General features: G+C 72.5%; 15 protein-coding genes. 9 read left to right on the top strand and 6 right to left on the bottom strand.

Translation table 11 applies throughout. The features are described 5' to 3' along the window. The first annotated feature begins 1 nt into the window (after position 1). The 3 genes from B9W62_RS40150 (at position 2) to fxsT (ending at position 4539) form a co-directional block, all read left to right on the top strand. Positions 2 to 175 carry a hypothetical protein gene (locus tag B9W62_RS40150; RefSeq protein ID WP_179235462.1) on the top strand — a complete coding sequence of 58 codons (174 nt, stop codon included), beginning with the start codon at positions 2 to 4 and terminating at the stop codon, positions 173 to 175. Then, positions 172 to 1461 carry an aKG-HExxH-type peptide beta-hydroxylase gene (locus B9W62_RS12605; RefSeq protein ID WP_087807270.1) on the top strand — a complete coding sequence of 430 codons (1290 nt, stop codon included), beginning with the start codon at positions 172 to 174 and terminating at the stop codon, positions 1459 to 1461. Before B9W62_RS40150 ends, B9W62_RS12605 begins: the two co-directional genes overlap by 4 nt. 75 nt (positions 1462 to 1536) lie before the next feature. Then, positions 1537 to 4539, top strand: a complete 3003-nt coding sequence (fxsT, locus tag B9W62_RS12600) for an FxSxx-COOH system tetratricopeptide repeat protein (RefSeq protein ID WP_087807269.1) — start codon at positions 1537 to 1539, stop codon at positions 4537 to 4539. A 93-nt stretch (positions 4540 to 4632) separates the two neighbouring features. On the opposite strand, the gene B9W62_RS12595 is transcribed toward fxsT, so the two are convergent. From B9W62_RS12595 to B9W62_RS12580, 4 genes are all read right to left on the bottom strand, one after another. Further along, positions 4633 to 8457 carry a multifunctional oxoglutarate decarboxylase/oxoglutarate dehydrogenase thiamine pyrophosphate-binding subunit/dihydrolipoyllysine-residue succinyltransferase subunit gene (locus B9W62_RS12595; RefSeq protein ID WP_087807268.1) on the bottom strand — a complete coding sequence of 1275 codons (3825 nt, stop codon included), beginning with the start codon at positions 8455 to 8457 and terminating at the stop codon, positions 4633 to 4635. A 283-nt stretch (positions 8458 to 8740) separates the two neighbouring features. Beyond that, entirely contained in the window at positions 8741 to 9865 is a 1125-nt protein-coding gene (locus tag B9W62_RS12590; RefSeq protein WP_087807267.1) for a sensor histidine kinase, read from the bottom strand. Further along, the gene (locus tag B9W62_RS12585; RefSeq protein WP_003973686.1) at positions 9862 to 10596 is read right to left on the bottom strand and encodes a response regulator transcription factor; all 735 of its coding nucleotides are present in this window, start codon (positions 10594 to 10596) and stop codon (positions 9862 to 9864) included. Before B9W62_RS12585 ends, B9W62_RS12590 begins: the two co-directional genes overlap by 4 nt. Positions 10597 to 10709: 113 nt before the next feature. Continuing rightward, the gene (locus tag B9W62_RS12580; RefSeq protein ID WP_087807266.1) at positions 10710 to 11417 is read right to left on the bottom strand and encodes a spermidine synthase family protein; all 708 of its coding nucleotides are present in this window, start codon (positions 11415 to 11417) and stop codon (positions 10710 to 10712) included. 179 nt (positions 11418 to 11596) lie between these two features. On the opposite strand from B9W62_RS12580, the gene lon reads away from it, so the two are divergent. Beyond that, positions 11597 to 14020 carry an endopeptidase La gene (gene lon, locus B9W62_RS12575; RefSeq protein ID WP_087807265.1) on the top strand — a complete coding sequence of 808 codons (2424 nt, stop codon included), beginning with the start codon at positions 11597 to 11599 and terminating at the stop codon, positions 14018 to 14020. 76 nt (positions 14021 to 14096) lie between these two features. Here the strand turns inward: lon and B9W62_RS12570 are convergent, their stop codons facing one another. Then, on the bottom strand, positions 14097 to 14924 hold the full coding sequence (locus B9W62_RS12570; RefSeq protein WP_087807264.1) for a lysozyme: 828 nt from the start codon (positions 14922 to 14924) through the stop codon (positions 14097 to 14099). Positions 14925 to 15173: 249 nt separating this feature from the next. Here B9W62_RS12570 and B9W62_RS12565 point away from each other — a divergent pair, with 249 nt between their 5' ends. Continuing rightward, positions 15174 to 15668, top strand: a complete 495-nt coding sequence (locus B9W62_RS12565) for a MarR family winged helix-turn-helix transcriptional regulator (RefSeq protein WP_087807263.1) — start codon at positions 15174 to 15176, stop codon at positions 15666 to 15668. A gap of 48 nt (positions 15669 to 15716) precedes the next feature. On the opposite strand, the gene B9W62_RS12560 is transcribed toward B9W62_RS12565, so the two are convergent. Next, complete coding sequence (locus B9W62_RS12560; RefSeq protein ID WP_087811876.1) at positions 15717 to 16508, bottom strand: protein phosphatase 2C domain-containing protein; 792 nt, start codon at positions 16506 to 16508, stop codon at positions 15717 to 15719. A 453-nt stretch (positions 16509 to 16961) separates the two neighbouring features. On the opposite strand from B9W62_RS12560, the gene B9W62_RS12555 reads away from it, so the two are divergent. The 4 genes from B9W62_RS12555 to B9W62_RS12540 are packed head-to-tail and all read left to right on the top strand — an operon-like array spanning position 16962 to position 21565. Further along, the gene (locus B9W62_RS12555) at positions 16962 to 19985 is read left to right on the top strand and encodes a sensor histidine kinase (protein WP_087807262.1); all 3024 of its coding nucleotides are present in this window, start codon (positions 16962 to 16964) and stop codon (positions 19983 to 19985) included. Further along, positions 19982 to 20494, top strand: a complete 513-nt coding sequence (locus tag B9W62_RS12550) for a roadblock/LC7 domain-containing protein (RefSeq protein WP_179235461.1) — start codon at positions 19982 to 19984, stop codon at positions 20492 to 20494. Before B9W62_RS12555 ends, B9W62_RS12550 begins: the two co-directional genes overlap by 4 nt. Then, on the top strand, positions 20491 to 20943 hold the full coding sequence (locus tag B9W62_RS12545) for a DUF742 domain-containing protein (RefSeq protein WP_087807261.1): 453 nt from the start codon (positions 20491 to 20493) through the stop codon (positions 20941 to 20943). The genes B9W62_RS12550 and B9W62_RS12545 overlap by 4 nt, the downstream gene beginning before the upstream one ends. Further along, a complete protein-coding gene (locus B9W62_RS12540; protein ID WP_179235460.1) occupies positions 20924 to 21565 on the top strand; it encodes a GTP-binding protein in 642 nt (213 codons plus the stop codon). The genes B9W62_RS12545 and B9W62_RS12540 overlap by 20 nt, the downstream gene beginning before the upstream one ends. Positions 21566 to 21584 lie beyond the last annotated feature (19 nt).

The following is a 21584-nucleotide window of genomic DNA, read 5'->3' as shown; positions in this document are numbered from 1 at the left end:
CATGGACGATCCGGAACTCATCGCGGCCGTCGACCGGGTGCTGGCCGGTACCGACGAGTCCCAGCAGGTCTGGCACTCCGGGGAGAGTGAGCCTCTGATGCCGGAAGGCTCGGGGGAGTGCACGTTTTCGGCCCCACTCGCCGAGTCCCCGCCGACTCGGGTGTCCGGGGGATGATTCCGGCCTCCGTACCGACCGACGTCTTCGTCGCCCTCGCCCGGACCCGCCCCCTGCCCGCCGCGACCGCGGCACTGCGTGCCGCGATCCACGCGCGTCGCATGCTGCTCCTCAAGGCCCTGCTGGTCCGGGTCGAACGGCAGGGTTCCGCGCTGTCCGCCGCCGCGCACCGGGACTTCGAGGACGACTGGGCGCTGCTGGAGCGTGCCGAGCGGGCCGACGGCGCGGCGGTGCGCGACGTCCTCGACTACCCCACGGTCGGCGCCTGGCTCACCGAGGCCCTCGCCGCCCGGCCGGGAACCGCCTTCGAGGCCCATCTGCCCCACCTGCGGGGCGTCGCCGTCGCCGCCGCCGTCCGGTCCGGCCGGGCACCGTCCGGCAGGTTCGCGGCCCCTTCGGGCCGGCTGGCGCTGCCCGGCCTGGGCGTACTGCGCAGCCCTTCGGGGTGGGCCCGGGCGAGCGGCGGTGCGGGGCCGCCGCGGCTCACCGCGGCGGCCGGCCCCGGCGCGGTGGACCCGCGCTCCCGCCGGACGCGCCCGGAGGCCGGAGCACCGGGACCGGAGGAGGACGCAGCCGGTTGGTCGGCGCTGCGGAAGCTGCCCGGCGGTGACACGGTCCTCGACGACCTCGACCCCTACCGCGTGCCGTCCCGGGGCATCGGCGGCGCGGCCGCGCCCGCGGCCGACAGCGCCCGCACCGAGTACCGCACGTGGGCGGCGCGGTGGCGCCAGGCCCGCGCGCTGCTGGCGGCGACCGACCCGGGCCGGGTCGGCGAGACGGACGCGCTGGTGCGCTCCGTCGTGCCGCTCGCCACCGGGCGCGGCGCGGGAATCCCGAGTGGCGCGACACTCCGTGCCGCCCCGGGTGCCGTGCTGACCCGGATGCCGGCCGACGCGCCGGACCTGGCGGAGACGCTGGTGCACGAGACCCACCACAGCAAGCTGGCGGCCCTTGGCGAGGCCGTCGCCCTGTGCCGTCCCGGCGGCGGCGCCCTGCACCGGGTGGCGTGGCGGCCGGATCCCCGCCCCGTCCCGTCGGTGCTCCAGGGCGCCTACGCCCATCTCGCGCTGCTCGATCTGTGGGCGCGGGCGGAGCGCGCGGCCGCCGTGCCCGAGGAGTGGCGACGGCGGGCCGCCGAGCGCTTCGCACGCTACCGGGAACAGGTCGGAGCGGCCCTTGCCGTACTGGGCGAATCCGATGAACTGACCTGCGTGGGACGGAGTTTCGTGCGGGAGATGCACGGGCACCACGAGAGTCTCGGCGTGGCCGCCCGAAACTCGACATGACGGAGCGCACGAGTGTGACCGCGTTGCGTTAGCGTGTGCGCGAGCGCGGCGGACGCGGCGGGACAGGGAGCGGTGATGGCGGAACAGCGGCGGTCCGGCGGGGGCGGTGCGACGGCCTCCGAGCACATTCTTGTGGTCTTCCCCGGCTATCACCGCTCATGGGCGGCGTGGATCGAGCAGTGTCTGGAACGCCACGGCCACCGGGCCACCCTGCACCGCTGGGATCCGCCGCGGGAGATCCCGCTGGAGGACTCCCTCGGTGACCTGCTGCTGTCCAGCGGGCGCGTGCTCCTCGTCCTCAACGACTGGTTCTTCGAGCTCGGGCCGCGCCCGGCGGGGGAGTGGAACGACGCGCTGCGCGGCTTCGTCGCCGCGCACGCCGACCGCTTCGCCGCCGTCAACCTCACCAACCGCCCGCTGCTGCCCGCCACGGCCGTGCTGGAGCCGGCCAGCCTGTGGGGACTGAGCGAGGAAGCCGTCGAGGAGCGGCTGCTCGCCCGGCTGGGGCTGGCGCCGCTGGCCACGCCGCGGACCCCGGTCAGCCGGGTGCGCTTCCCCGACACGCGATGCGACGTCTGGGGAGAGGTGCCGCGCCGCAACCCGCGCTTCACCGGCCGCGACGACCTGCTCACCACCATCCACCAGCGCCTCGCCGACGCCGAGCGCGGCGCGGCGGCCTGCACGCTGCTGGGCATGTCGGGCATCGGCAAGACCCAGCTCGCCGCCGAGTACGCGCACCGCTTCAGCACCGATTACGACGTGGTCTGGTGGGTCAACTCCGACGACCGCAACATCCAGCGCGACCGGCTCGGCGAGCTCGCGGTCGGACTCGGTCTGCGCAGCGGCAGCGAACCCGGCGAACGCATCCGCGCGGTCCGCAACGCCCTGCGCCGCGGCGACCCGCACGAGAAGTGGTTGGTGATCTTCGACGGCTGGGACGACACCGAAGGGGCCGACGCCCTGCTCCCGCAGGGGTCCGGCCACGTCCTGATCACGTCCCGCAACCGGGCGTGGAGCGAGCGGACGGACGCGGTGGAGGTCCCCGGCTTCGTGCGCGCCGAGTCCGTCGCCTACCTGATGCGCAGGGCCGGCCACATCAGCGCCGCCGAGGCGGAGGAGGTCGCCGCCGAGTTCGGTGACGTACCGCTGCCGCTGGTCCAGGCGGCCTCCTGGCTCGGCGAGTCCGGCATGGAGGTGTCCGAGTACCTGCGGATGATGCGCGAGCGCCGGCTCTCCACCGTCGACGAACCCGTCACCGGTGACGGCTTCCCCCAGTCCTCCATGACCTCCTGGTCGATACTGCTCAACCGGTTCCGCCGGGCCCAGCCGCAGGCCATCGACGTGCTGGGACTGTGCACCTCCTTCGCCCCGGGGCGGATCCCGCTCGGACTGATCCGCGCCTACCCGCACGCCGACCTCCCCGAGAACCTGCGCTGGATGACGGCGGACCTGCCCGCCTGGTCCCGGGCCCTGGACACCCTGGTGAAGTACTCGGTCCTCACCCGCGAGACCCGGGGCCCGGCCGGCCTGGAGATGGGCCCGCACCAGGAGTCGGTGCACATGCACCGCCTCGTCCACGACATCGTCTCCAAGCTGACCGGCGACGAACAGCGCGACAGCCACCGCAGGGCGGTGCGCACCCTGCTGGCCGAGGCGGACCCCGGCAACCCCCTCGACAGCCGGAACTGGCCCCGGTACGCCGAGCTGCTGCCGCACCTGGAGCCCTCGGGCGCGCTCGACAGCACCCGGCCCCGGGTCCAGGAGACCGTGCTGAACTGCCTGCGCTACTGCTCCCGCAGCGGGGAGTACACCACCGGTCTGAACCTGGCCCGGCGCACCCGTAAGCGCTGGGCCGGGTTCCTGCCCCCGCTGTCCCCGCAGATGCTGGACCTGACGCGGGAGGAGAGCACCATGGTGCGGGTCAGCGGCCGGTTCCGGGAGGCCTACGACCTCGACCGCGACGTCCTGGAGCGGCTGCGGGCGGCGCCCGGCACCAACCCGCTGGCCGAGCTGACCACCCAGGGCGCGATGGCCAGCTCCCTGCGCCACCTGGGGCGCTACGACGAGGCGTACGCCTTGCAGCACGAGGTCCTGGAAGGCACCGACCGCCTGCTCGGCCCGAACGAGTCCGCCACCATGGTGGCCCGGCACAACCTCGGTGTCAGCCTGCGCCTGCTCGGCCGGTTCGCCGAGGCGTACGAACTCGACCTGGAGAACTACGGCGTCCGCGAGAGCGTCCTACGGGCCCGGCACATCAGCACGCTCAACTCCTCGAGCGCCGTCACGCACGACCTGCGGCTGCTCGGCCGCTACCGGGACGCGCTCGCCCGCCAGGAACCGACGGTCCGGCTCCACCTGCAAGTGCTGGGCCCGCAGCATCCGCAGACCCTGGGAGCACGCACCCAGCTGGTGATGAGCCGCCGCCGAGGGGGCGGGCCCACGCAGGACATCGGGCCCGAGATGGCGAGCCTGCTGGAGGAGCTGGCGCAGGTCCACGGCCGTGAGCACTACCGCACCCTCGCCTTCCTCACCAACTACGGCAACTACCTCCGCGAACACGGCGACCTCAGTCACGCCCGCGAGCTCATCGAGGAGGCCGAGGCCGGGTACCGGGCGCTGCTCGGACCCGCCCACCCCGTCGCCACCGGCATGCTCGCCAACACCGGTCTGGTCATGCAGGCGGCCGGCGAGCGGGCCGAGGCCATGTCGATGTTCGAGGCGGCCCTGGCCGGGCTCACCGCGATCCTGGGCCCCGACCACCCCTGGGTGCTCGGCTGTGCCCTGTGCGCCACCGGCGCGCGCAACTTCAACGGGCGGATCGCCGACGCGGTGGAACTCGGCCGGGACACGGTGCGCCGGGCCCATCGCACACTGGGCGGCGAACACCCGCTGACCCTGTCCTGCCAGGTGGCCCTGGCCGCCGATCTGCGGGCCGCCCGGGAGCACGAGGAGGCCGGGAAGCTGGAGGAGGACGGGCTGCTGGCCCTGACCCGGACCCTGGGCGCCCAGCATCCGCACACGCTCTCCGCCCGGCAGCGCACCCGGCCCTACTGGGACTTCGAGCCCTACCTCGGCTGAGCGACGCCGGGCGCGCCCGGCCACGGACACGACACGAAGAGGCCGGCCCCGGGGAACGGGGCCGGCCTCTTCGGCGGATCGGGTGAGGCGGGCTCAGGCCTCGAAGACCTCACGCACCAGCTGCTCCTGCTCGGCCTGGTGCCGCTTGGCGGAACCGACGGCCGGGGACGAGCCGTGCGGCCGCGAGATGCGGCGCAGGCGCTCGCCGTGCGGGACGTCGGCGCCGACCGCCAGGTCCAGGTGGTCGATCAGGTTGAGCGCGATGAACGGCCAGGCACCCTGGTTCGCCGGCTCCTCCTGGGCCCACAGGTACTTCTCGGCGTTCGGGTACTTGGCGATCTCCGCCTGGAGCTCGGCACCCGGCAGCGGGTACAGGCGCTCGATGCGGATGATGGCCGTGTCCGTCAGGCCGCGCTTCTTCCGCTCGGCGTCCAGGTCGTAGTAGACCTTGCCGGCGGTGAAGACGACCTTCTTGACGGCGGCCGCCTCGACCGAGTCGTCGCCGATGACCGGGCGGAACTGGCCCGTCGTGAACTCCTCCGCCTTCGACGCGGCGGCCTTCAGGCGCAGCATCGACTTCGGGGTGAAGACCACCAGCGGCTTGTGGTGCGGGTTGTGCACCTGCCACCGCAGGAGGTGGAAGTAGTTCGACGGCAGGGTCGGCATCGCGACCGTCATGTTGTTCTGCGCGCACAGCTGGAGGAACCGCTCGGGGCGGGCCGAGGAGTGGTCCGGGCCCTGGCCCTCGTAGCCGTGCGGGAGCAGCAGGGTGACGCCCGAGGTCTGGTTCCACTTCTGCTCGGCCGACGAGATGAACTCGTCCACGACCGTCTGCGCGCCGTTGACGAAGTCGCCGAACTGCGCCTCCCACATCACCAGCGCGTCCGGGCGGGCCAGCGAGTAGCCGTACTCGAAGCCCATCACCGCGTACTCGGAGAGCAGGGAGTTGTAGACGTTGTACCGGGCCTGGTCCTCGGACAGGTACAGCAGCGGGGTGAACTCGTCGCCCGTCTCCCGGTCGATGACGACCGCGTGGCGCTGGCCGAAGGTGCCGCGCTGCGAGTCCTGGCCGGTGAGCCGGACCGGCACGCCGTCCAGCAGGAGGGAGCCGACGGCGAGGGTCTCGCCCATGCCCCAGTCGATCGTGCCGTCCTCGACCATCGCCGCGCGGCGCTGCAACTGCGGCAGCAGCCGCGGGTGCACGGTGATGTGGTCGGGGATGTTGACCTGGGACTCGGCGATGCGCTTGACGGTCTCGGCGCTGATCGCGGTGTTCACGGCGACCGGGAACTCCGCCTGCGGCTCCGAGGGCTCCGCGGACGCGGGCTGCGAGACGGCCTCGCGGACCTCGGTGAAGACCTTCTCCAGCTGGCCCTGGTAGTCCTGGAGCGCCTGCTCGGCCTCTTCCAGGGTGATGTCGCCGCGACCGATGAGGGACTCGGTGTACAGCTTGCGCACCGAGCGCTTCTTGTCGATCAGGTCGTACATCAGCGGCTGCGTGAAGGCCGGGTTGTCGGTCTCGTTGTGACCGCGGCGGCGGTAGCAGATGAGGTCGATCACCACGTCCTTGTTGAACGCCTGGCGGAACTCGAAGGCCAGCCGCGCGACGCGGACCACGGCCTCCGGGTCGTCGCCGTTCACGTGGAAGATCGGGGCCTCGATCATGCGGGCCACGTCGGTGGCGTACATCGAGGAGCGCGAGGACTCCGGGGCGGCGGTGAAGCCGACCTGGTTGTTGATGACGACGTGGACCGTGCCGCCGGTGCGGTAACCCCGCAGCTGCGACATGTTCAGGGTCTCGGCCACCACGCCCTGGCCCGCGAAGGCCGCGTCGCCGTGGATCGCCACCGGCAGGACGGTGAAGTCCGTGCCGCCCTTGTTGATGATGTCCTGCTTGGCGCGCGAGACGCCCTCCAGGACCGGGTCCACCGCCTCCAGGTGCGAGGGGTTGGCGACCAGCGAGACCTTGATCTGCTCGCCGTCCAGACCGGTGAAGGTGCCCTCGGCGCCCAGGTGGTACTTCACGTCGCCGGAGCCGTGCATCGACTTCGGGTCGAGGTTGCCCTCGAACTCGCGGAAGATCTGCGCGTACGACTTGCCGACCACGTTGGCCAGCACGTTCAGCCGGCCGCGGTGGGCCATGCCGATGACGACCTCGTCCAGGCGGGACTCGGCCGCCGAGTCGATGACCGCGTCGAGCAGCGGGATGACGGACTCGCCGCCCTCCAGGGAGAACCGCTTCTGGCCGACGTACTTGGTCTGGAGGAACGTCTCGAACGCCTCGGCGGCGTTCAGGCGGCGCAGGATGCGCAGCTGCTCCTCGCGCTCCGGCTTGGTGTGCGAGCGCTCGATGCGGTCCTGGATCCACTTGCGCTGCTTCGGGTCCTGGATGTGCATGAACTCGACGCCGGTGGTGCGGCAGTACGAGTCGCGCAGCACGCCGAGGATGTCGCGCAGCTTCATCAGGGACTTGCCGGCGAAGCCGCCGACCGCGAACTCGCGCTCCAGGTCCCACAGGGTGAGCCCGTGCTCGGTGATGTCCAGGTCGGGGTGCTTGCGCTGCTGGTACTCCAGCGGGTCGGTGTCGGCCATGACGTGGCCGCGGACCCGGTAGGAGTGGATCAGCTCGAAGACGCGGGCGGCCTTGGTGACGTCGTCGTCGTGCGAGGCGTCGATGTCCTTGAGCCAGCGGACCGGCTCGTAGGGGATGCGCAGCGCCTTGAAGATCTCGTCGTAGAAGCCGTTCTCGCCGAGCAGCAGGTTGGCGACCTGGCGCAGGAACTCGCCGGAGGCGGCGCCCTGGATGACCCGGTGGTCGTAGGTCGACGTGAGCGTCATGACCTTCGAGATGCCGAGCTTGTTCAGGGTGTCCTGGCTGGTGCCCTGGAACTCCGCCGGGTAGTCCATGGAGCCGACGCCCAGGATGACCGACTGGCCGGGCATCAGGCGCGGCACGGAGTGGACGGTGCCGAGGCCGCCGGGGTTGGTCAGGGAGACCGTGACGCCGGTGAAGTCGTCCATCGTCAGCTTGTTGTCGCGGGCGCGACGGACGATGTCCTCGTAGGCCTGCCAGAACTCGAAGAAGTTCAGCGTCTCGGCCTTCTTGATCGCCGCGACGACCAGCTGGCGGTCGCCGTTGGGCTTGACCAGGTCGATGGCGAGGCCGAGGTTGATGTGGGCCGGCTTGACCAGGGTCGGCTTGCCGTCCTTCTCGCCGAACGAGTGGTTCATCGTCGGCATGGCCTTGATGGCCTGCACCATCGCGTAGCCGATCAGGTGCGTGAAGGAGATCTTCCCGCCCCGGGCGCGCTTGAGGTGGTTGTTGATGACGATGCGGTTGTCGAACAGCAGCTTCACCGGGACCGCGCGCACGGACGTGGCCGTGGGCAGCTCCAGTGAGGCGTTCATGTTCTTCGCGACCGCGGCGGCCGGGCCGCGCAGGGTGACCAGCTCGGGGCCCTCGGGCGCGGCGCCGGCGTCCTTGGCGGGCGCGGCGGCCTTCGGCTGCGGCTTGGCGGCCGGCTTGGCCGGCGCGGCGGCGGGCTTGGTGGCCGGAGCGGCCGGAGCCGCGGGGGCGGCAGCGGCGGGCTTCGCGGGAGCGGGCGCCGGGGCGGCGGCCTTCGGCTGGGCCGGGGCGGGAGCCTGCGCCTGCGCGGCGGGGGCGGCCGGTGGCGTGCTGCCGGAGTCCGTGGGCACGGTACCGGCGGCGGTCGGGGTCGCCGCCGCTCCGGGCTTGTAGTCGGCGAAGAAGTCCCACCAGGCTCGGTCCACGGAGTTCGGGTCCTGGAGGTACTGCTGATAGATCTCGTCGACGAGCCACTCATTGGCACCGAACGCGGCCGCGGGGTTCTTTCCCGCGGTGCCCGCTTGGTCGGTGTCGGTCGAGATGCTCGAGTTACTGGGGGACTGTGGCGACACGGCGAGAACCGCCCTCTTCCGCTTCTTCACAAGATGGTGGACAGCGGGAATCAAGGCTACGCCTACCGACCCCGGAAGGTCAGACCGGGCCCGTTCATCGTCGCGTAAGTCACATTGCAGACCGCGTTTCGGCGCTGGAAATGGCGGGAAACAAGCGAGGTTCTGCTGCGTGAGGGATCGGGAGACCGGGACCCGGCGCCTCGAAAACGCGGGCCCGTGCCTGATCACACGTGTCTGCCAGCGCGGACGCAGTGGATCTTGACGCTCCGCTTCGAACCCTACGTCAACCGGACGTCGACGGCAGGCCCGGAAGAGTGATGAGAATCCGGCAGCCCCGCTCGGATTCGGCCACCCCGATCCGGCCGCCGTGCAGATCCACCGCCCAGCGCGCGATCGCGAGGCCCAGGCCGGTGCCCCCGTCGCTGCCCGGACCGTGCGGCCGCGACACCGAACCCCGGTTGAACCGCTCGAACACCCGGCGCCACTCCGAGCGCGGGATGCCGGGCCCCTCGTCGAGCACCTCCAGCTCCAGGGACTCGGGCAGCTCACCGCGCCGCGCCCGGACGGTCACCCGGCCGTGCGGCGGGCTGTGCTTGACGGCGTTGTCGATGAGGTTGGCGACGACCTGGTGGATGCGCTCGGGGTCGGCGTGCGCGGTCAGCTCCGGCGGGAAGACGTCCAGGGCCAGGTGCACGTCGGTGCGGGAGTGGCTGCCGGACCCGGAGGCGATGCCCGCGCGCGCGGAGGCGACCATGTTGGCCTCCTTCAGCACGCCCGACAGGTACGGCCACACCTCGAAGCGCCGCTTGCGCAGCGGTATGACGCCGTTGTCCAGGCGGGAGAGGTCGAGGAGCGTCTCCACCAGCCGGCCGAGCCGCTCGGTCTGCCCGAGCGCCGTGCGCATGGTCTCCGGGTCGGCCTCGGTGACGCCGTCGACGATGTTCTCCAGCACCGCGCGCAGGCCCGCGATCGGGGTGCGCAGCTCGTGCGAGACGTTCGCCACCAGCTCCTTGCGCTGGAGGTCCTGGGCCTCCAGGTCGTCGGCCATGCGGTTGATCGTGACGGCCAGGTCACCCAGCTCGTCGCGGCGGTTCTCGCGCACCCGGCGGGTGTAGTCGCCGTGCGAGATGGACCGGGCCACCGCGTTCATCTCGTCCAGCGGCGCGGTCAGCGAGTGCGCCACGAACTGCGTGATCAGCAGCGTGGCGATCATCGAGAAGACCGTGATGAAGCGCAGCTCGGTCTTGGTGTGCACCGCGATCACCGACAGGCCGGTGGTGATCAGTACCGACGTGACGACCAGCGCGCCCAGCTTGGTCTTGATCGAGAACGGGCGTACGCCACCCCAGGGATCCCCGGTGCTCCGGGGGCCGGGGCTCCTCCGTGCGGCTTCCCGTCCCCGGCTCATGGCGTCGGCGTCTCCAACGCGTAGCCCACGCCGTGCACGGTACGGATGCGCTCGGCGCCGATCTTGCGGCGCAGTGCCTTGATGTGGCTGTCCACGGTCCGGGTGCCCGAGGCGTCCGCCCAGTCCCACACCTCGGCGAGCAGCTGTTCGCGGGAGAGCACCGCGCGCGGGGTGTTCGCCAGGCAGACCAGCAGGTCGAACTCGGTGGGCGTGAGGTGGACGTCCTCGCTGCGCACCCGCACCCGGCGCTGCGCGTGGTCGATCTCCAGTTCACCCAGGCGCAGGATGCCGCTGCGCGGGGTGGAGGCGGCCACCACGGCCCGCTCCACCCGCCGCAGCAGCACGTGCACGCGGGCGGCCAGCTCGCGCATCGAGAACGGCTTCGTCATGTAGTCGTCGGCGCCGACGCCGAGGCCGACCAGCATGTCCGTCTCGTCGTCGCGCGCGGTGAGCATCAGCACCGGCACCGGCCGCTGGGCCTGCACGCGGCGGCAGACCTCCAGGCCGTCGAAGCCGGGCAGCATGATGTCGAGGATCAGCAGGTCGGGCTGCCATGCCTCGGCCGTGTCGACGGCGGACGGACCGTCGCCCGCCGTTTGCACCAGGAATCCCTCGGCGCGCAGACGGGTCGCGATGGCGTCCACGATCGTCTGATCGTCCTCGACCACCAGCACCCGACGCTGGGCGCCCTGGGTGGCCGTGCCGTTGTGGGAGGTCTGTGTCTGCTCCATCGCCCGCCCCTGAGGTGTGCTTTCCGGAATCCGTGGGGTGATCCCATGACTGCGCTTGACGCTTGAATGATCCGCGTCAGGGCAGCAGCGTACGGGGAGTCACCGCGCCTTTGCTATCCAGGCCCGACGCCGATGTGCACGACGTCCGGAACGCCCCGGGCAACGGGGATCTCTTCGGTACGCACCTGTTGGAAACCGGCATTACGCAAGGTTTCTTCGAATTCCGGAGAGGGCTGTGCGGACCATACGGCGAGCACCCCGCCGGGCCTCAACAGCCGTGCGCAGCCCGCCAGTCCGGACGGCGCGTACAGCCCGTCGTTGCCCTCGGTGACGGTCCAGCCGGGGCCGTTGTCGATGTCCAGGCACAGGGCGTCGTACGTGTCGGATGTCTCATTGACGTAGTCGACCAGGTCCGCCTCGACGATCTCCGCGCGCGGGTCGGCCAGCGCGTCGGCGGAGAGCGCGGCCAGCGGTCCGGCGCGGTGCCAGTCGATGATGGCGCGCTCGCGTTCGACGACCGCGATCCGGCCCCAGCGGGGGTCGGCGGCCGCGTGTGCGAGGGAGAAGCCGACGCCGAGTCCGCCGATGAGCAGGTGCGGAGCGGCCCGGCCGGCGGAGGCGGCCAGCGCGTCGGCCGCCGCGTCGACCAGGCGCCGCTCCGAACGGCCGTCGGAGGTGTCCATCAGGAAGCAGCCGTTCGCGATGATCTGTAGCAACGTCCCGTGTCGGCGCAGGACCACCTCGCCGTACGGACCCTCGCGACGGTCCAGCACCTCGGGCGCCTCGGAGGCCTCGGGGGAGTCGTGGGTAGTGAGGGGCATCGGCCCATCCTGGCACCCGCCGCGGCCGAGGAATGCGGGCCGGTACGGCGGTGCTGTCCCGAGAGGCGGGAAATGCCCCCCGACGCTTGATCGCTCAGAGCGAACAGGGCTTGGGGAACAATCCCGGGCTCCCTTTCATTGAGTCGATGTAACTCAACTTGACTGCCGAAGGGGAGATCATGGCTGCTGAGTCCGCCGCCTTCACACCGCTCACCCTGCCCGTGCTGCCGCTCGACGACGAAGTGGTCCTGCCCGGCATGGTCGTCCCCCTGGACCTGAGCGACGCCGAGGTACGGGCCGCGGTGGAGGCCGCCCAGGCCGCCGCCAGGTCCGAGCCCGGAAAGCCCCGCGTCCTCCTCGTCCCGCGCATCGACGGCACCCACGCCGCCACCGGCGTGCTCGGCACGGTCGAGCAGGTCGGCCGCCTGGCCGACGGCGACCCCGGCGCCCTGATCCGCGGCCGGGGCCGGGTGCGCATCGGCGCCGGCACCACCGGCCCCGGCGCCGCGCTCTGGGTCGAGGGCACCCGGGTCGACGAGACCGTCCCCGATCCGCTGCCCGGCCAGGTCGCCGAGCTGGTGAAGGAGTACAAGGCGCTCGCCACCGCATGGCTGCGCAAGCGCGGAGCCTGGCAGGTCGTCGACCGGGTCCAGGCCATCGACGACGTGTCCGCGCTCGCCGACAACTCCGGCTACTCGCCCTTCCTCACCACCGAGCAGAAGGTCGAGCTGCTCGAGACCACCGACCCGGTCGCCCGCCTCAAGCTCGCCACCCAGCAGCTGCGCGACCACCTCGCCGAGCAGGACGTCGCCGAGACCATCGCCAAGGACGTCCAGGAGGGCGTCGACAAGCAGCAGCGCGAGTTCCTGCTGCGCCGCCAGCTCGAAGCCGTGCGCAAGGAGCTGCGCGAGATCAACGGCGAGCAGGAGGGTGAGGAGTCCGACGACTACCGCGCCCGGGTCGAGGCCGCCGACCTGCCCGAGAAGGTCCGCGAGGCCGCGCTCAAGGAGGTCGACAAGCTGGAGCGCTCCTCCGACCAGTCGCCCGAGGGCTCCTGGATCCGCACCTGGCTGGACACGGTCCTGGAGATGCCGTGGAGCGAGCGCACCGAGGACGCCTACGACATCCAGGGCGCCCAGCGCGTGCTCGACGCCGAGCACGCGGGCCTGGAGGACGTGAAGGAGCGCATCACCGAGTACCTGGCCGTGCGCAAGCGGCGCGGCGACCGGGGCCTCGGCGTGGTCGGCGGCCGGCGCGGCGGTGCCGTACTGGCCCTGGTCGGCCCGCCCGGCGTCGGCAAGACCAGCCTCGGCGAGTCCGTCGCCCACGCGATGGGCCGCAAGTTCGTCCGCGTCGCCCTCGGCGGCGTCCGCGACGAGGCCGAGATCCGCGGCCACCGACGTACCTACGTCGGCGCGCTGCCCGGCCGGATCGTGCGGGCGATCAAGGAGGCGGGGTCCATGAACCCGGTCGTCCTGCTCGACGAGATCGACAAGGTGGGCTCCGACTTCCGGGGCGACCCGGCCGCCGCCCTGCTGGAGGTCCTGGACCCGGCCCAGAACCACACCTTCCGGGACCATTACCTGGAGGTCGAGCTGGACCTGTCCGACGTGGTCTTCCTCGCCACCGCCAACGTCCTGGAGGCCATCCCGGAGGCCCTGCTGGACCGCATGGAGCTGGTCCGCCTCGACGGCTACACCGAGGACGAGAAGGTCGTCATCGCCCGTGACCACCTGCTCCCGCGCCAGCTGGAGCGGGCCGGACTGGACGCCGACGAGGTGACCGTCGACGAGGGCGCGCTGCGCAAGCTGGCGGGCGAGTACACCCGCGAGGCGGGCGTGCGCACCCTGGAGCGGTCCATCGCGCGGCTGCTGCGCAAGGTGGCGGCCCAGCACGAGCTGGGCGAGCGGGAGCTGCCGTTCACCGTCACCGAGGGCGACCTGCGCGCGCTGATCGGGCGGCCGCACCACGTGCCCGAGTCCGCCCAGGACCCGGCCGAGCGGCGCACCGCGGTGCCCGGCGTGGCCACCGGCCTCGCGGTCACCGGCGCGGGCGGCGACGTCCTCTACGTCGAGGCGTCGCTGGCCGACCCGGAGACGGGCGCGTCCGGGCTGACCCTGACCGGTCAGCTGGGCGACGTGATGAAGGAGTCGGCGCAGATCGCGCTGAGCTTCCTGCGCAGCCACGGCGCCGAGCTGGAACTGCCGGTGGGCGACCTCAAGGACCGGGGAGCGCACATCCACTTCCCGGCGGGCGCGGTCCCCAAGGACGGCCCGAGCGCCGGCGTCACCATGACCACGGCCCTCGCCTCGCTGCTCTCGGGCCGGCTGGTCCGCACCGACGTGGCCATGACCGGCGAGGTCTCCCTGACCGGGCGGGTGCTGCCGATCGGCGGGGTCAAGCAGAAGCTGCTCGCCGCGCACCGGGCCGGGATCACCACGGTGATCATCCCCAAGCGCAACGAGCCCGATCTGGACGACGTCCCGGCGGAGGTGCTGGACAAGCTCGACGTCCACGCCGTCACCGACGTCCGCCAGGTCCTGGAACTGGCGCTCGCACCGGCGACCAACGGTGCGGAGCGTGAGGTTCCGGTCGCGGCGTGACGGGCGCGACCGGATGAGGAAAGGGGACGGCCCGGATTCCGTGCGGAGTCCGGGCCGTCGCCGTACGCGTTGCGCGTCAGCCGTTCGCGAGCGCCTGGACGCGGTCCAGCGCACCGTTGAACTTGTTGTGGTCACCGACCGTCGGACCGGACGACGTGTACTGCCACATCGTGTAGAAGCCCCAGCCGGCCGGCAGTGTGCCCACCGTCGAGGCGTACCGGGCGATCCACAGCGGGTTGTTGGCGGCGAAGCCGCCGTAGTTGCCGGTGCACTGGGTCCACCAGCTGGTGGCCGTGTAGATGACGGCGTCCCGGCCGGTGCGGGCCTTGTAGGTGTTCAGGAAGTCGCGGATCCAGGAGACCATCGCGCTCTGCGACTTGCCGTAGCAGGTGGCGCCGTACGGGTTCCACTCGATGTCGAGCGCGCCCGGCAGCGTCCTGCCGTCCCTGGACCAGCCGCCGCCGTGGTCGACGAAGTAGTTGGCCTGGGTGGCGCCGCTCGTGGTGTCCGGGGTGGCGAAGTGGTACGCGCCCCGGATCATGCCGACGTTGTAGGAGCCGTTGTACTGCTGGGCGAAGTAGGGGTTGGTGTAGTACGTCCCCTCGGTGGCCTTGGCGTAGGCCCACTTGACGCCGCTGTTCCACAGGGTCGACCAGGCGACGTTGCCCTGGTGGCTGGAGACGTCGACGCCCTCCGTCTGGACCGCGCGGCCCGGTACGGGGGTGCCGTGTTCGCCGTCGTGGGCCGCGACGCCCATGCCCATGTGGGCGGAGCCGCGGGACGGGACGTCCGCGGACGAGGAGGCGCCGGCGGGAAGGGTGAACACGAGGGAGAACGCGGCGAGCAGGATCCCGGTGACGGCGAACCGCCGCCCGCGGGCCGATCCGGATCTGTGCACGAGCATGACGTGCCTCCGATGGCTCGGTGGTGCTCGGTGGGGGATGCGCGAGTGGGGAGAACCCCTGGACGGCACGGGAGTGGCGTGCGCATGCCATCAGGAGGTCCGGTGAAGACTCTACGCACGTAGAAACAGCGGGTGGAAGAGGGCCGGGAGCCGCCGTTGGTCTAAGCCTGCGAAATACTTGGCGAGCTGCGGCGATGGCGGCCCGCGGCGGAAACTTTCAGGACCGGAAAAATCGAGGCAGGGGCTGACGTGCACGAAGACGGGAACGGCGGCGGTCGCGCAGGCGAATCCCACCTGTCCGGCAGTGGTGTGAACCAACCCGAGTTCCTCGCCCTGGAGCGGGAGTTGACGGTCCTGCTGCGGCGGGCCCGGGCCAACCAGGGCGAGATGGCCCGGGAGGTCCACCCCGACCTGGAGTCGTCCGCGTACGGCCTGCTCGTCCGGCTCGGCGAGTGCGGCGGCCAGCGCGCCACCGACCTCGCCGCCTTCATCGGTGTCGGCAAGGCGACGATGTCCCGTCAGCTGCGGGCCCTGGAGGAGCTGGGGTTCGTCGCCCGCGAGCCGGATCCCGCCGACGGCCGGGCCTGGCTGGTCACCCTGACCCCGGAGGGCCAGGAACGCGTCGGCCGGGTCCGGGAGGCCCGCCGCGCCCGGTACGCCCGCCGGCTCGCCGACTGGGACCCGCGCGAGGTGACGGAACTGGCCCGGCTGCTGCACGAACTCAACCGGGGGATGGAGAGGTAGGGGCAGTACGGGGCCCGGGCCGGTGGGGCGCGGGCAGCGGGAAGGGCTTCACAACTCGGCGTAGACGACCGTCGCGTCGTCGTGCGTCTTGCTGCGCCCGAGGAACGTCCGGTCGCCCGCCGCGTCCGCGCGCTCCAGCTCCCGCACCCGGTCCACCAGTGCCTGCGCGCCCTGCTTGCGGACCAGCGCCAGGCAGTCGGCCCAGTCGCCCTCGCCGAACTTCTCCACCCACCGCGCGGCCCCGTCCGTCAGCGCCGCCAGCGTCCGCACCCCGGGGCGCGGCAGCGCCCCCGTCACGGCGCGCGCCGCCACCCCGGGGTCGGCCGCGGCCGTGAAGAAGCCGCCCTCCCTGTTGCGCAGGTGGGCGTCCACCTGCGCGTCCGTGGCGAGGGCCGAGCGGGGCAGCCGGGACAGCCGGTCGTCCAGGACGGGGGTGAGGGTGCCGTCGGGGGCCTCCAGCAGCAGGGCCGAGTCGGACAGGACCAGGTACTCGACGGCGGCCGGGGACCAGCGGGCGAGGACCACGGTTGCCTGCGGGGTGCGCGGGTGAGAAAGGTCACAGGTTTCCGCATGCGCCGCCGCGGTACGAGCGATGGCGCGGGACAGGGCCTCGGCGAGGGGAAGATCCGGGAGTGAAACGGTCAGTTCGGTCAGCGCCCCACCCAGGCGCGCCGTGTACCAGGGCACGGAATGCAGACAGCCCGTCGCGGTCCGTGGCGGTGTCACGCCGTCCAGCACGACGAGCGAGCCACCCTGTCCCGAGGCCGGTAGCCCGACGCTCGCGAAGTCCTCGTTGGGCTGGTCGGCGAGGCCTGGTTCCGAGACGAGTTCCGTACGCATCCGGCCAGTCTGCACGAGGCCTTCACAGCGTTCGCAGAAGGCCGCCACCTTCCTCGGATTCTCCTGGAATCGATACGGCGGCGCAGGTCAGGCGCCTGATTTGAGGGGGAATCACATCCACCGGCGGCGCGTGGCGGCACATAGTGCCATCGCCCGTCGCAGACGTCCAACCGGCTCGCCGGACAACCGTGCGGCACGAGCCACGGGAACTTGCTCCTCAACTCCCCTCCGGGGTTCACTCCTTCGGGTGGCGGGTCGGATGATGCGCGCTCACCGCCCACCGGCACTGGGAGGGTCGGGAACCGGTGGGGGGACTGCCCCGCTCACGCGGTCTCCGCGCCCGACGCGCTGCCGGCGGCCGGGGAACAGCCCAGCGCCCGGCGGAGGGTGCACGCGCCCCCGGCCGGCCAGTTGACGGAGCGCCACCCGGAACCACGGGTACACGAGTCAGGAATGCGAGCACCGGTGCAGAAGACGCGGCCTCGTCGCACAGGCAAGCAGACGGCCCCCTCGGGGAGCGCGGAGCGCACCCCCGGCACCTCCACCCCTCCGCAGCCGCCGGAGGCCCCCGTCGGCAAGGGCCGCCCCACCCACGTACGCAACCGCCTCATCGTGGCGGTGGCGGTCGTGGCGGCCGCCGTCGCCGGGGCCGGAGCCCCCTCGGTGGTGGCCGCCTCCGGGCAACTGCACGACTCGCAGGAGCTGGTGACGCTCGCCGAGCAGACCCAGGGCGCGCTGACCCTCGCCCACTCCCTCGCCGACGAGCGGGACGAGGTCACCCCGTACATCGCGGCGGGCCGCCCCAAGTCCAAGGCGCCCTCCGAACAGCGCAGCGCCCGTGTCGACCGGCAGGTGGAGGAGCTGCGCGCCGACCCCGACACGCCCGCCGCCCTGCGCGAGGACCTCGACGCCGTCGCCGCCCTGCGCCGCGCCGCCCTCACCGGCAAGAGCACCGCGCTCCAGGCCCACGACGCGTACTCGGAGGCCATCACCGAACTCCACGCCCTGGCCGAGAAGCTGGCCGAGGAGATGCCGCCCCGCGCGGGCTCCGGCGCGTACGCGCTGGCCGAGCTGGACACCGCCGTCCAGCAGGCCGCCGCCACCCGCGGTCTGCTGCTGGCGGCCCTGAACGTGCCGAGCACCACCCAGACCGTCATCGACCCGGTCACCGGCCTGCCGACCGAGACGACCAGCACCTCGGACGCCGACGCCGAGCAGCGCGATGCCCTCGCCGCCGCCGCGCAGCAGGCCCGGGTGCGCTCCGACGCGGCCCTCGCCGACTTCCGCGAGGGCGCCTCCAAGGAGGCGCGCGGCAGCTTCGACGCCACCGTCGCCGGGCCCGAGGTCAATTCCGCCGAGAAGTACCTCGCCGGTCTCACCGACGAGCCCACGCTCTCCGACGGCGACCTGCGCACCAGCACCAAGCGGCTGGACGCCGCGCTCTCCGCCCGCGTGGACGCGATGCGCGGCGCCGAGTCCGCCCTGTACGAGAAGCGCGTCCAGGCCCTGGAGCAGCTGCGCGACGACGACGTCACCGCGCTGGAGATCCGGATCGCCGTCCTCGGCGCCCTGATCCTGCTCGCCGTCGGCATCGCCACCGCCCTGGCCCGCACCCTCACCCGTCCGCTGTCGGTGCTGCGCCGCGGCTCGGCCAGGCTGGCCGAGGCGGACGACCCGACGGCTCAGGAGGCGATCGCCTTCACCGGCCGCAACGACGAGTTCGCGCAGGTCGTCCGCTCCGTCAACGCCCTGCACACGCACGCCGCCACGCTCGCCGGGCGGGTCGCCACGCTGGAGTCCGACCGCAAGCACCTGGTCGGCCAGCGGCAGAAGATGGCCGACGCCCGCGAGGAACTGCGCGCCGAACTCGCCGAGTCCGCCGCCCAGCTGGAGGTGGTGCGCAAGAGCATCGGCTCCACCTTCGTCAACCTCGCGCTGCGCACCCTCGGCCTGGTCGAGCGGCAACTGGCCGTCATCGAAAGCCTGGAGGAGCGCGAGCAGGACCCGGACCGCCTCGCCACCCTGTTCAAGCTCGACCACTTCGCCACGGTCATGCGCCGGCACAGCGAGAACCTCCTCGTCCTCGCCGGCACCGAGCACGTCCAGCACAGCGCCTCGCCGGTGCCGCTGGTCGACGTGGTCCGGGCCGCGGTCAGCGAGATCGAGCGGTACGAGCGGGTGCGCATCGCCGCGCTGCCGCCGCACGCCCACGTGGCCGGGTTCGCCGCGGACGACCTGTCCCACCTGCTGGCCGAGCTGATGGAGAACGCCACCTCCTTCTCGCCGCCGGACCTGCCCGTCGAGGTCTCCGGCTGGCTCCTGGAGAACGGCGAGGTGATGCTCTCCGTCCAGGACGAGGGCATCGGCATGGCCACCGAACGCCTCCAGCGGCTCAACGCCCGCCTCACCGACTTCGACCCGGACGCGCCGTTCGACCAGGAGGGCGAGGACGGTCTCGGGCTGGGCCTCTACGTCGTCGCCCGGCTCGCTCACCGGCACGGGGCGCGGGTCCGGCTGCGGGAGCAGAAGCAGGGCGGCGTCGCGGCCGTCGTCGTCCTCCCGGGCCCGCTGCTCGCCGCGGCCCCGCCGGCCGCGCTGGCGCCGACCGTGCCGGTGTCCGACGGCACCGGCTCCTTCTCCCTGCCCGGCGCGGACGCGGAGGCCAACTCCAACGTCCTGCACGGGCGGACGGAGCAGGCGGTGCGGGCGGACCGGGACGCCGGGACGGCAGCCGACCCGGAACCGGAGCCCGGCACCGACCCGCTGGTGGCCTCGGCGGAGGACGCCGTACGCCGTGCCGAGGAGGACGCCGTACGCCGTGCCGAGGAGGACGCCTCCCGGGCGGAGGAGGACGCCTCCCGGGCGGACGCGGACGCGACCGGGGCCGAGGAGGCCGAGGAGCCCGCCCGCTCACAGACGCCGGACCCCGGCGCCCAGGACTCCGCTCCGGACGGCCCCGGCACCCCGGACGACGCGCCCGCCCCGGAGCCGCACAGCCAGGACGCGGAGGTCCCCGGGGACGGTGCCGCCCCCGGCGGCGACCTCCCCGACGACGCGACGATGGCCCTCTTCCTCCCGGCCCTGGCGGAGCCGGAGGCCCCGGCGGAGCCCGTCTCCGACCCCTACGCCATCGGACCCGACGCCCACGACCGCACCCCGGACGAGGGCACCGGCCGGGCCCCGGACGCCGACCGCGCCGAGGGCTCCGAGCCCGCCGAACCCGTCACAGACAAGGGTCTGCCCAAGCGGACCCCGAAGCTCACCACCCCCGCCGCGGTGCCGCGGCCGCGCACCTCGGGGTCCGTCGACGCCGACGCGCTCCGCCGCCGGCTGGGCGGATTCCGCCAAGGGGCGGAGGCGGGCCGCCGCGACGTCGAGGCGGAGATCGCGGACCGCACCGGACCGCAGCAGGCGCCGGTCGACGCGGACACAACCGAAGAAGCCACGGGGGGCACTGTCGAGGAGGCAAGCAGTTGACCGCGCCCAGTACCTTCGGACTGAGCAGTGAAGCCCGCAATCTCCACTGGCTGCTGACCAACCTCGTCGAGGAGGTGCCCGGCATCCGGTCGGTCGCCGTGGTCTCCTCCGACGGGCTCCTGCTCCTGTCCTCCGACCCCGGCCGCAACGAGGAGGCCCGGCAGGTCCGCGAGACGCCCCGGGCGGGCCCGCGCGGCTCCGCCGCCGACCTCGCCACCGTCGTCTCCGGTGTGGGCAGCCTGACCATCGGCGCCGCCCGGCTGATGGACTTCGGCCCCGTCAAGCACACGATGGTCGCCATGGACGAGGGCAGCCTGTTCGTGATGTCGATCAGCGACGGCTCGCTGCTCGGCGTGCACGGCTCCGCGGAGTGCGACATGAGCGTCGTGGCGTACCACATGGCGCTCTTCGTCGGCCGCGCCGGCCACGTCCTGACCCCCGAACTCCGCAGCGAACTGCGGAAGTCCCTGGAGTCCGAGTCGTCCCAGCCGACGGGGAGCGCCCGATGAGCAGCAGTCCCGGAAAACCCGGCAAGAACGGCCGGGGGCACCTCCCCGTGCGCGGCGCCGACCGCAAACCGGCCCGCGTACGCCCCTACTCGCTCACCGGCGGCCGCACCCGCTTCGGTCATGTGCTGCTCGTCGAGACGTTCGTCGGCGCCACGGCCGGCACCGCCGCGCTCGAAGCCGCCGAGGAGCGCAAGGAACTGACGAACGGCGGCCTCACCTCCCGCGTGATGCCGGAGATGCGGGCCATCGTCGAACTGTGCCGCCGTATGCGTACGGTGGCCGAGATCGCCGCGTTGCTGAAGATGCCGCTCGGCGTGGTCCGCGTGCTCCTCAGCGACCTGGCGGACCAGGGAAAGATCCGTGTGTACGGCACCGGGACCGGCCACGGCACGGGCCGCCCGGACCGCGCACTGCTCGAAAGGGTGCTCAGTGGACTCCGTCGTCTCTGACGCCGCCGCGTTCGGCGTCCCCCCGCTCGTCGACACCGACGGGCCCGTGCAGCCCTGGCAGACGGATCCCACCCGCGCGCCGGTCGCCACGAAGATCGTCGTCGCCGGAGGGTTCGGCGTCGGCAAGACCACACTGGTCACCGCGGTCTCGGAGATCACGCCGCTACAGACCGAGGCGCTGATGACCGAGGCGAGTGAGGAGACCGACGACCTCACCGCCACCCCGGGCAAGGTCACCACGACCGTGGCCATGGACTTCGGCCGCATCACGCTCGACGACGACCTGGTGCTCTACCTGTTCGGCACCCCGGGCCAGCAGCGGTTCTGGTTCATGTGGGACGACCTGGTGCGCGGCGCGATCGGCGCCGTCGTGCTGGCCGACACCCGGCGCCTGAAGGACTGCTGGCCGGCCCTCGACTACTTCGAGAGCTGCGGGCTGCCGTACGTCGTCGCGGTCAACCACTTCGACGGCAGCGAGCTGTTCGAGGCGGAGGACGTGCGGGAGGCGTTGACGATTCCGGCGCACATACCTGTAATGATCATGGATGCGCGCCGTCGGATCTCGGCCATCGAGACCCTCTTGTCCCTCGTGGGCCACGCGCTCGACGAAACACCCGAGTAGACGACCCCCGAGTAGGAGA

The sequence above is a fragment of the Streptomyces sp. CS113 genome (assembly GCF_002188365.1).
In the GTDB taxonomy this organism is placed as follows: domain Bacteria; phylum Actinomycetota; class Actinomycetes; order Streptomycetales; family Streptomycetaceae; genus Streptomyces; species Streptomyces tendae.
Note: the sequence above shows the minus strand (reverse complement) of the source record. Positions and strands in the feature narration are given on the sequence as shown.

Bases quoted from the DNA above. Each gene is read 5' to 3' on its own strand.
- B9W62_RS40150 (WP_179235462.1), top strand. From the start codon at position 2: ATGGACGATCCGGAACTCATCGCGGCCGTCGACCGGGTGCTGGCCGGT.
- B9W62_RS12605 (WP_087807270.1), top strand. From the start codon at position 172: ATGATTCCGGCCTCCGTACCGACCGACGTCTTCGTCGCCCTCGCCCGG.
- fxsT (WP_087807269.1), top strand. From the start codon at position 1,537: ATGGCGGAACAGCGGCGGTCCGGCGGGGGCGGTGCGACGGCCTCCGAG.
- B9W62_RS12590 (WP_087807267.1), bottom strand. From the start codon at position 9,865: ATGAGCCGGGGACGGGAAGCCGCACGGAGGAGCCCCGGCCCCCGGAGC.
- B9W62_RS12585 (WP_003973686.1), bottom strand. From the start codon at position 10,596: ATGGAGCAGACACAGACCTCCCACAACGGCACGGCCACCCAGGGCGCC.
- B9W62_RS12580 (WP_087807266.1), bottom strand. From the start codon at position 11,417: ATGCCCCTCACTACCCACGACTCCCCCGAGGCCTCCGAGGCGCCCGAG.
- lon (WP_087807265.1), top strand. From the start codon at position 11,597: ATGGCTGCTGAGTCCGCCGCCTTCACACCGCTCACCCTGCCCGTGCTG.
- B9W62_RS12570 (WP_087807264.1), bottom strand. From the start codon at position 14,924: ATGCTCGTGCACAGATCCGGATCGGCCCGCGGGCGGCGGTTCGCCGTC.
- B9W62_RS12560 (WP_087811876.1), bottom strand. From the start codon at position 16,508: ATGCGTACGGAACTCGTCTCGGAACCAGGCCTCGCCGACCAGCCCAAC.
- B9W62_RS12555 (WP_087807262.1), top strand. From the start codon at position 16,962: ATGCGAGCACCGGTGCAGAAGACGCGGCCTCGTCGCACAGGCAAGCAG.
- B9W62_RS12545 (WP_087807261.1), top strand. From the start codon at position 20,491: ATGAGCAGCAGTCCCGGAAAACCCGGCAAGAACGGCCGGGGGCACCTC.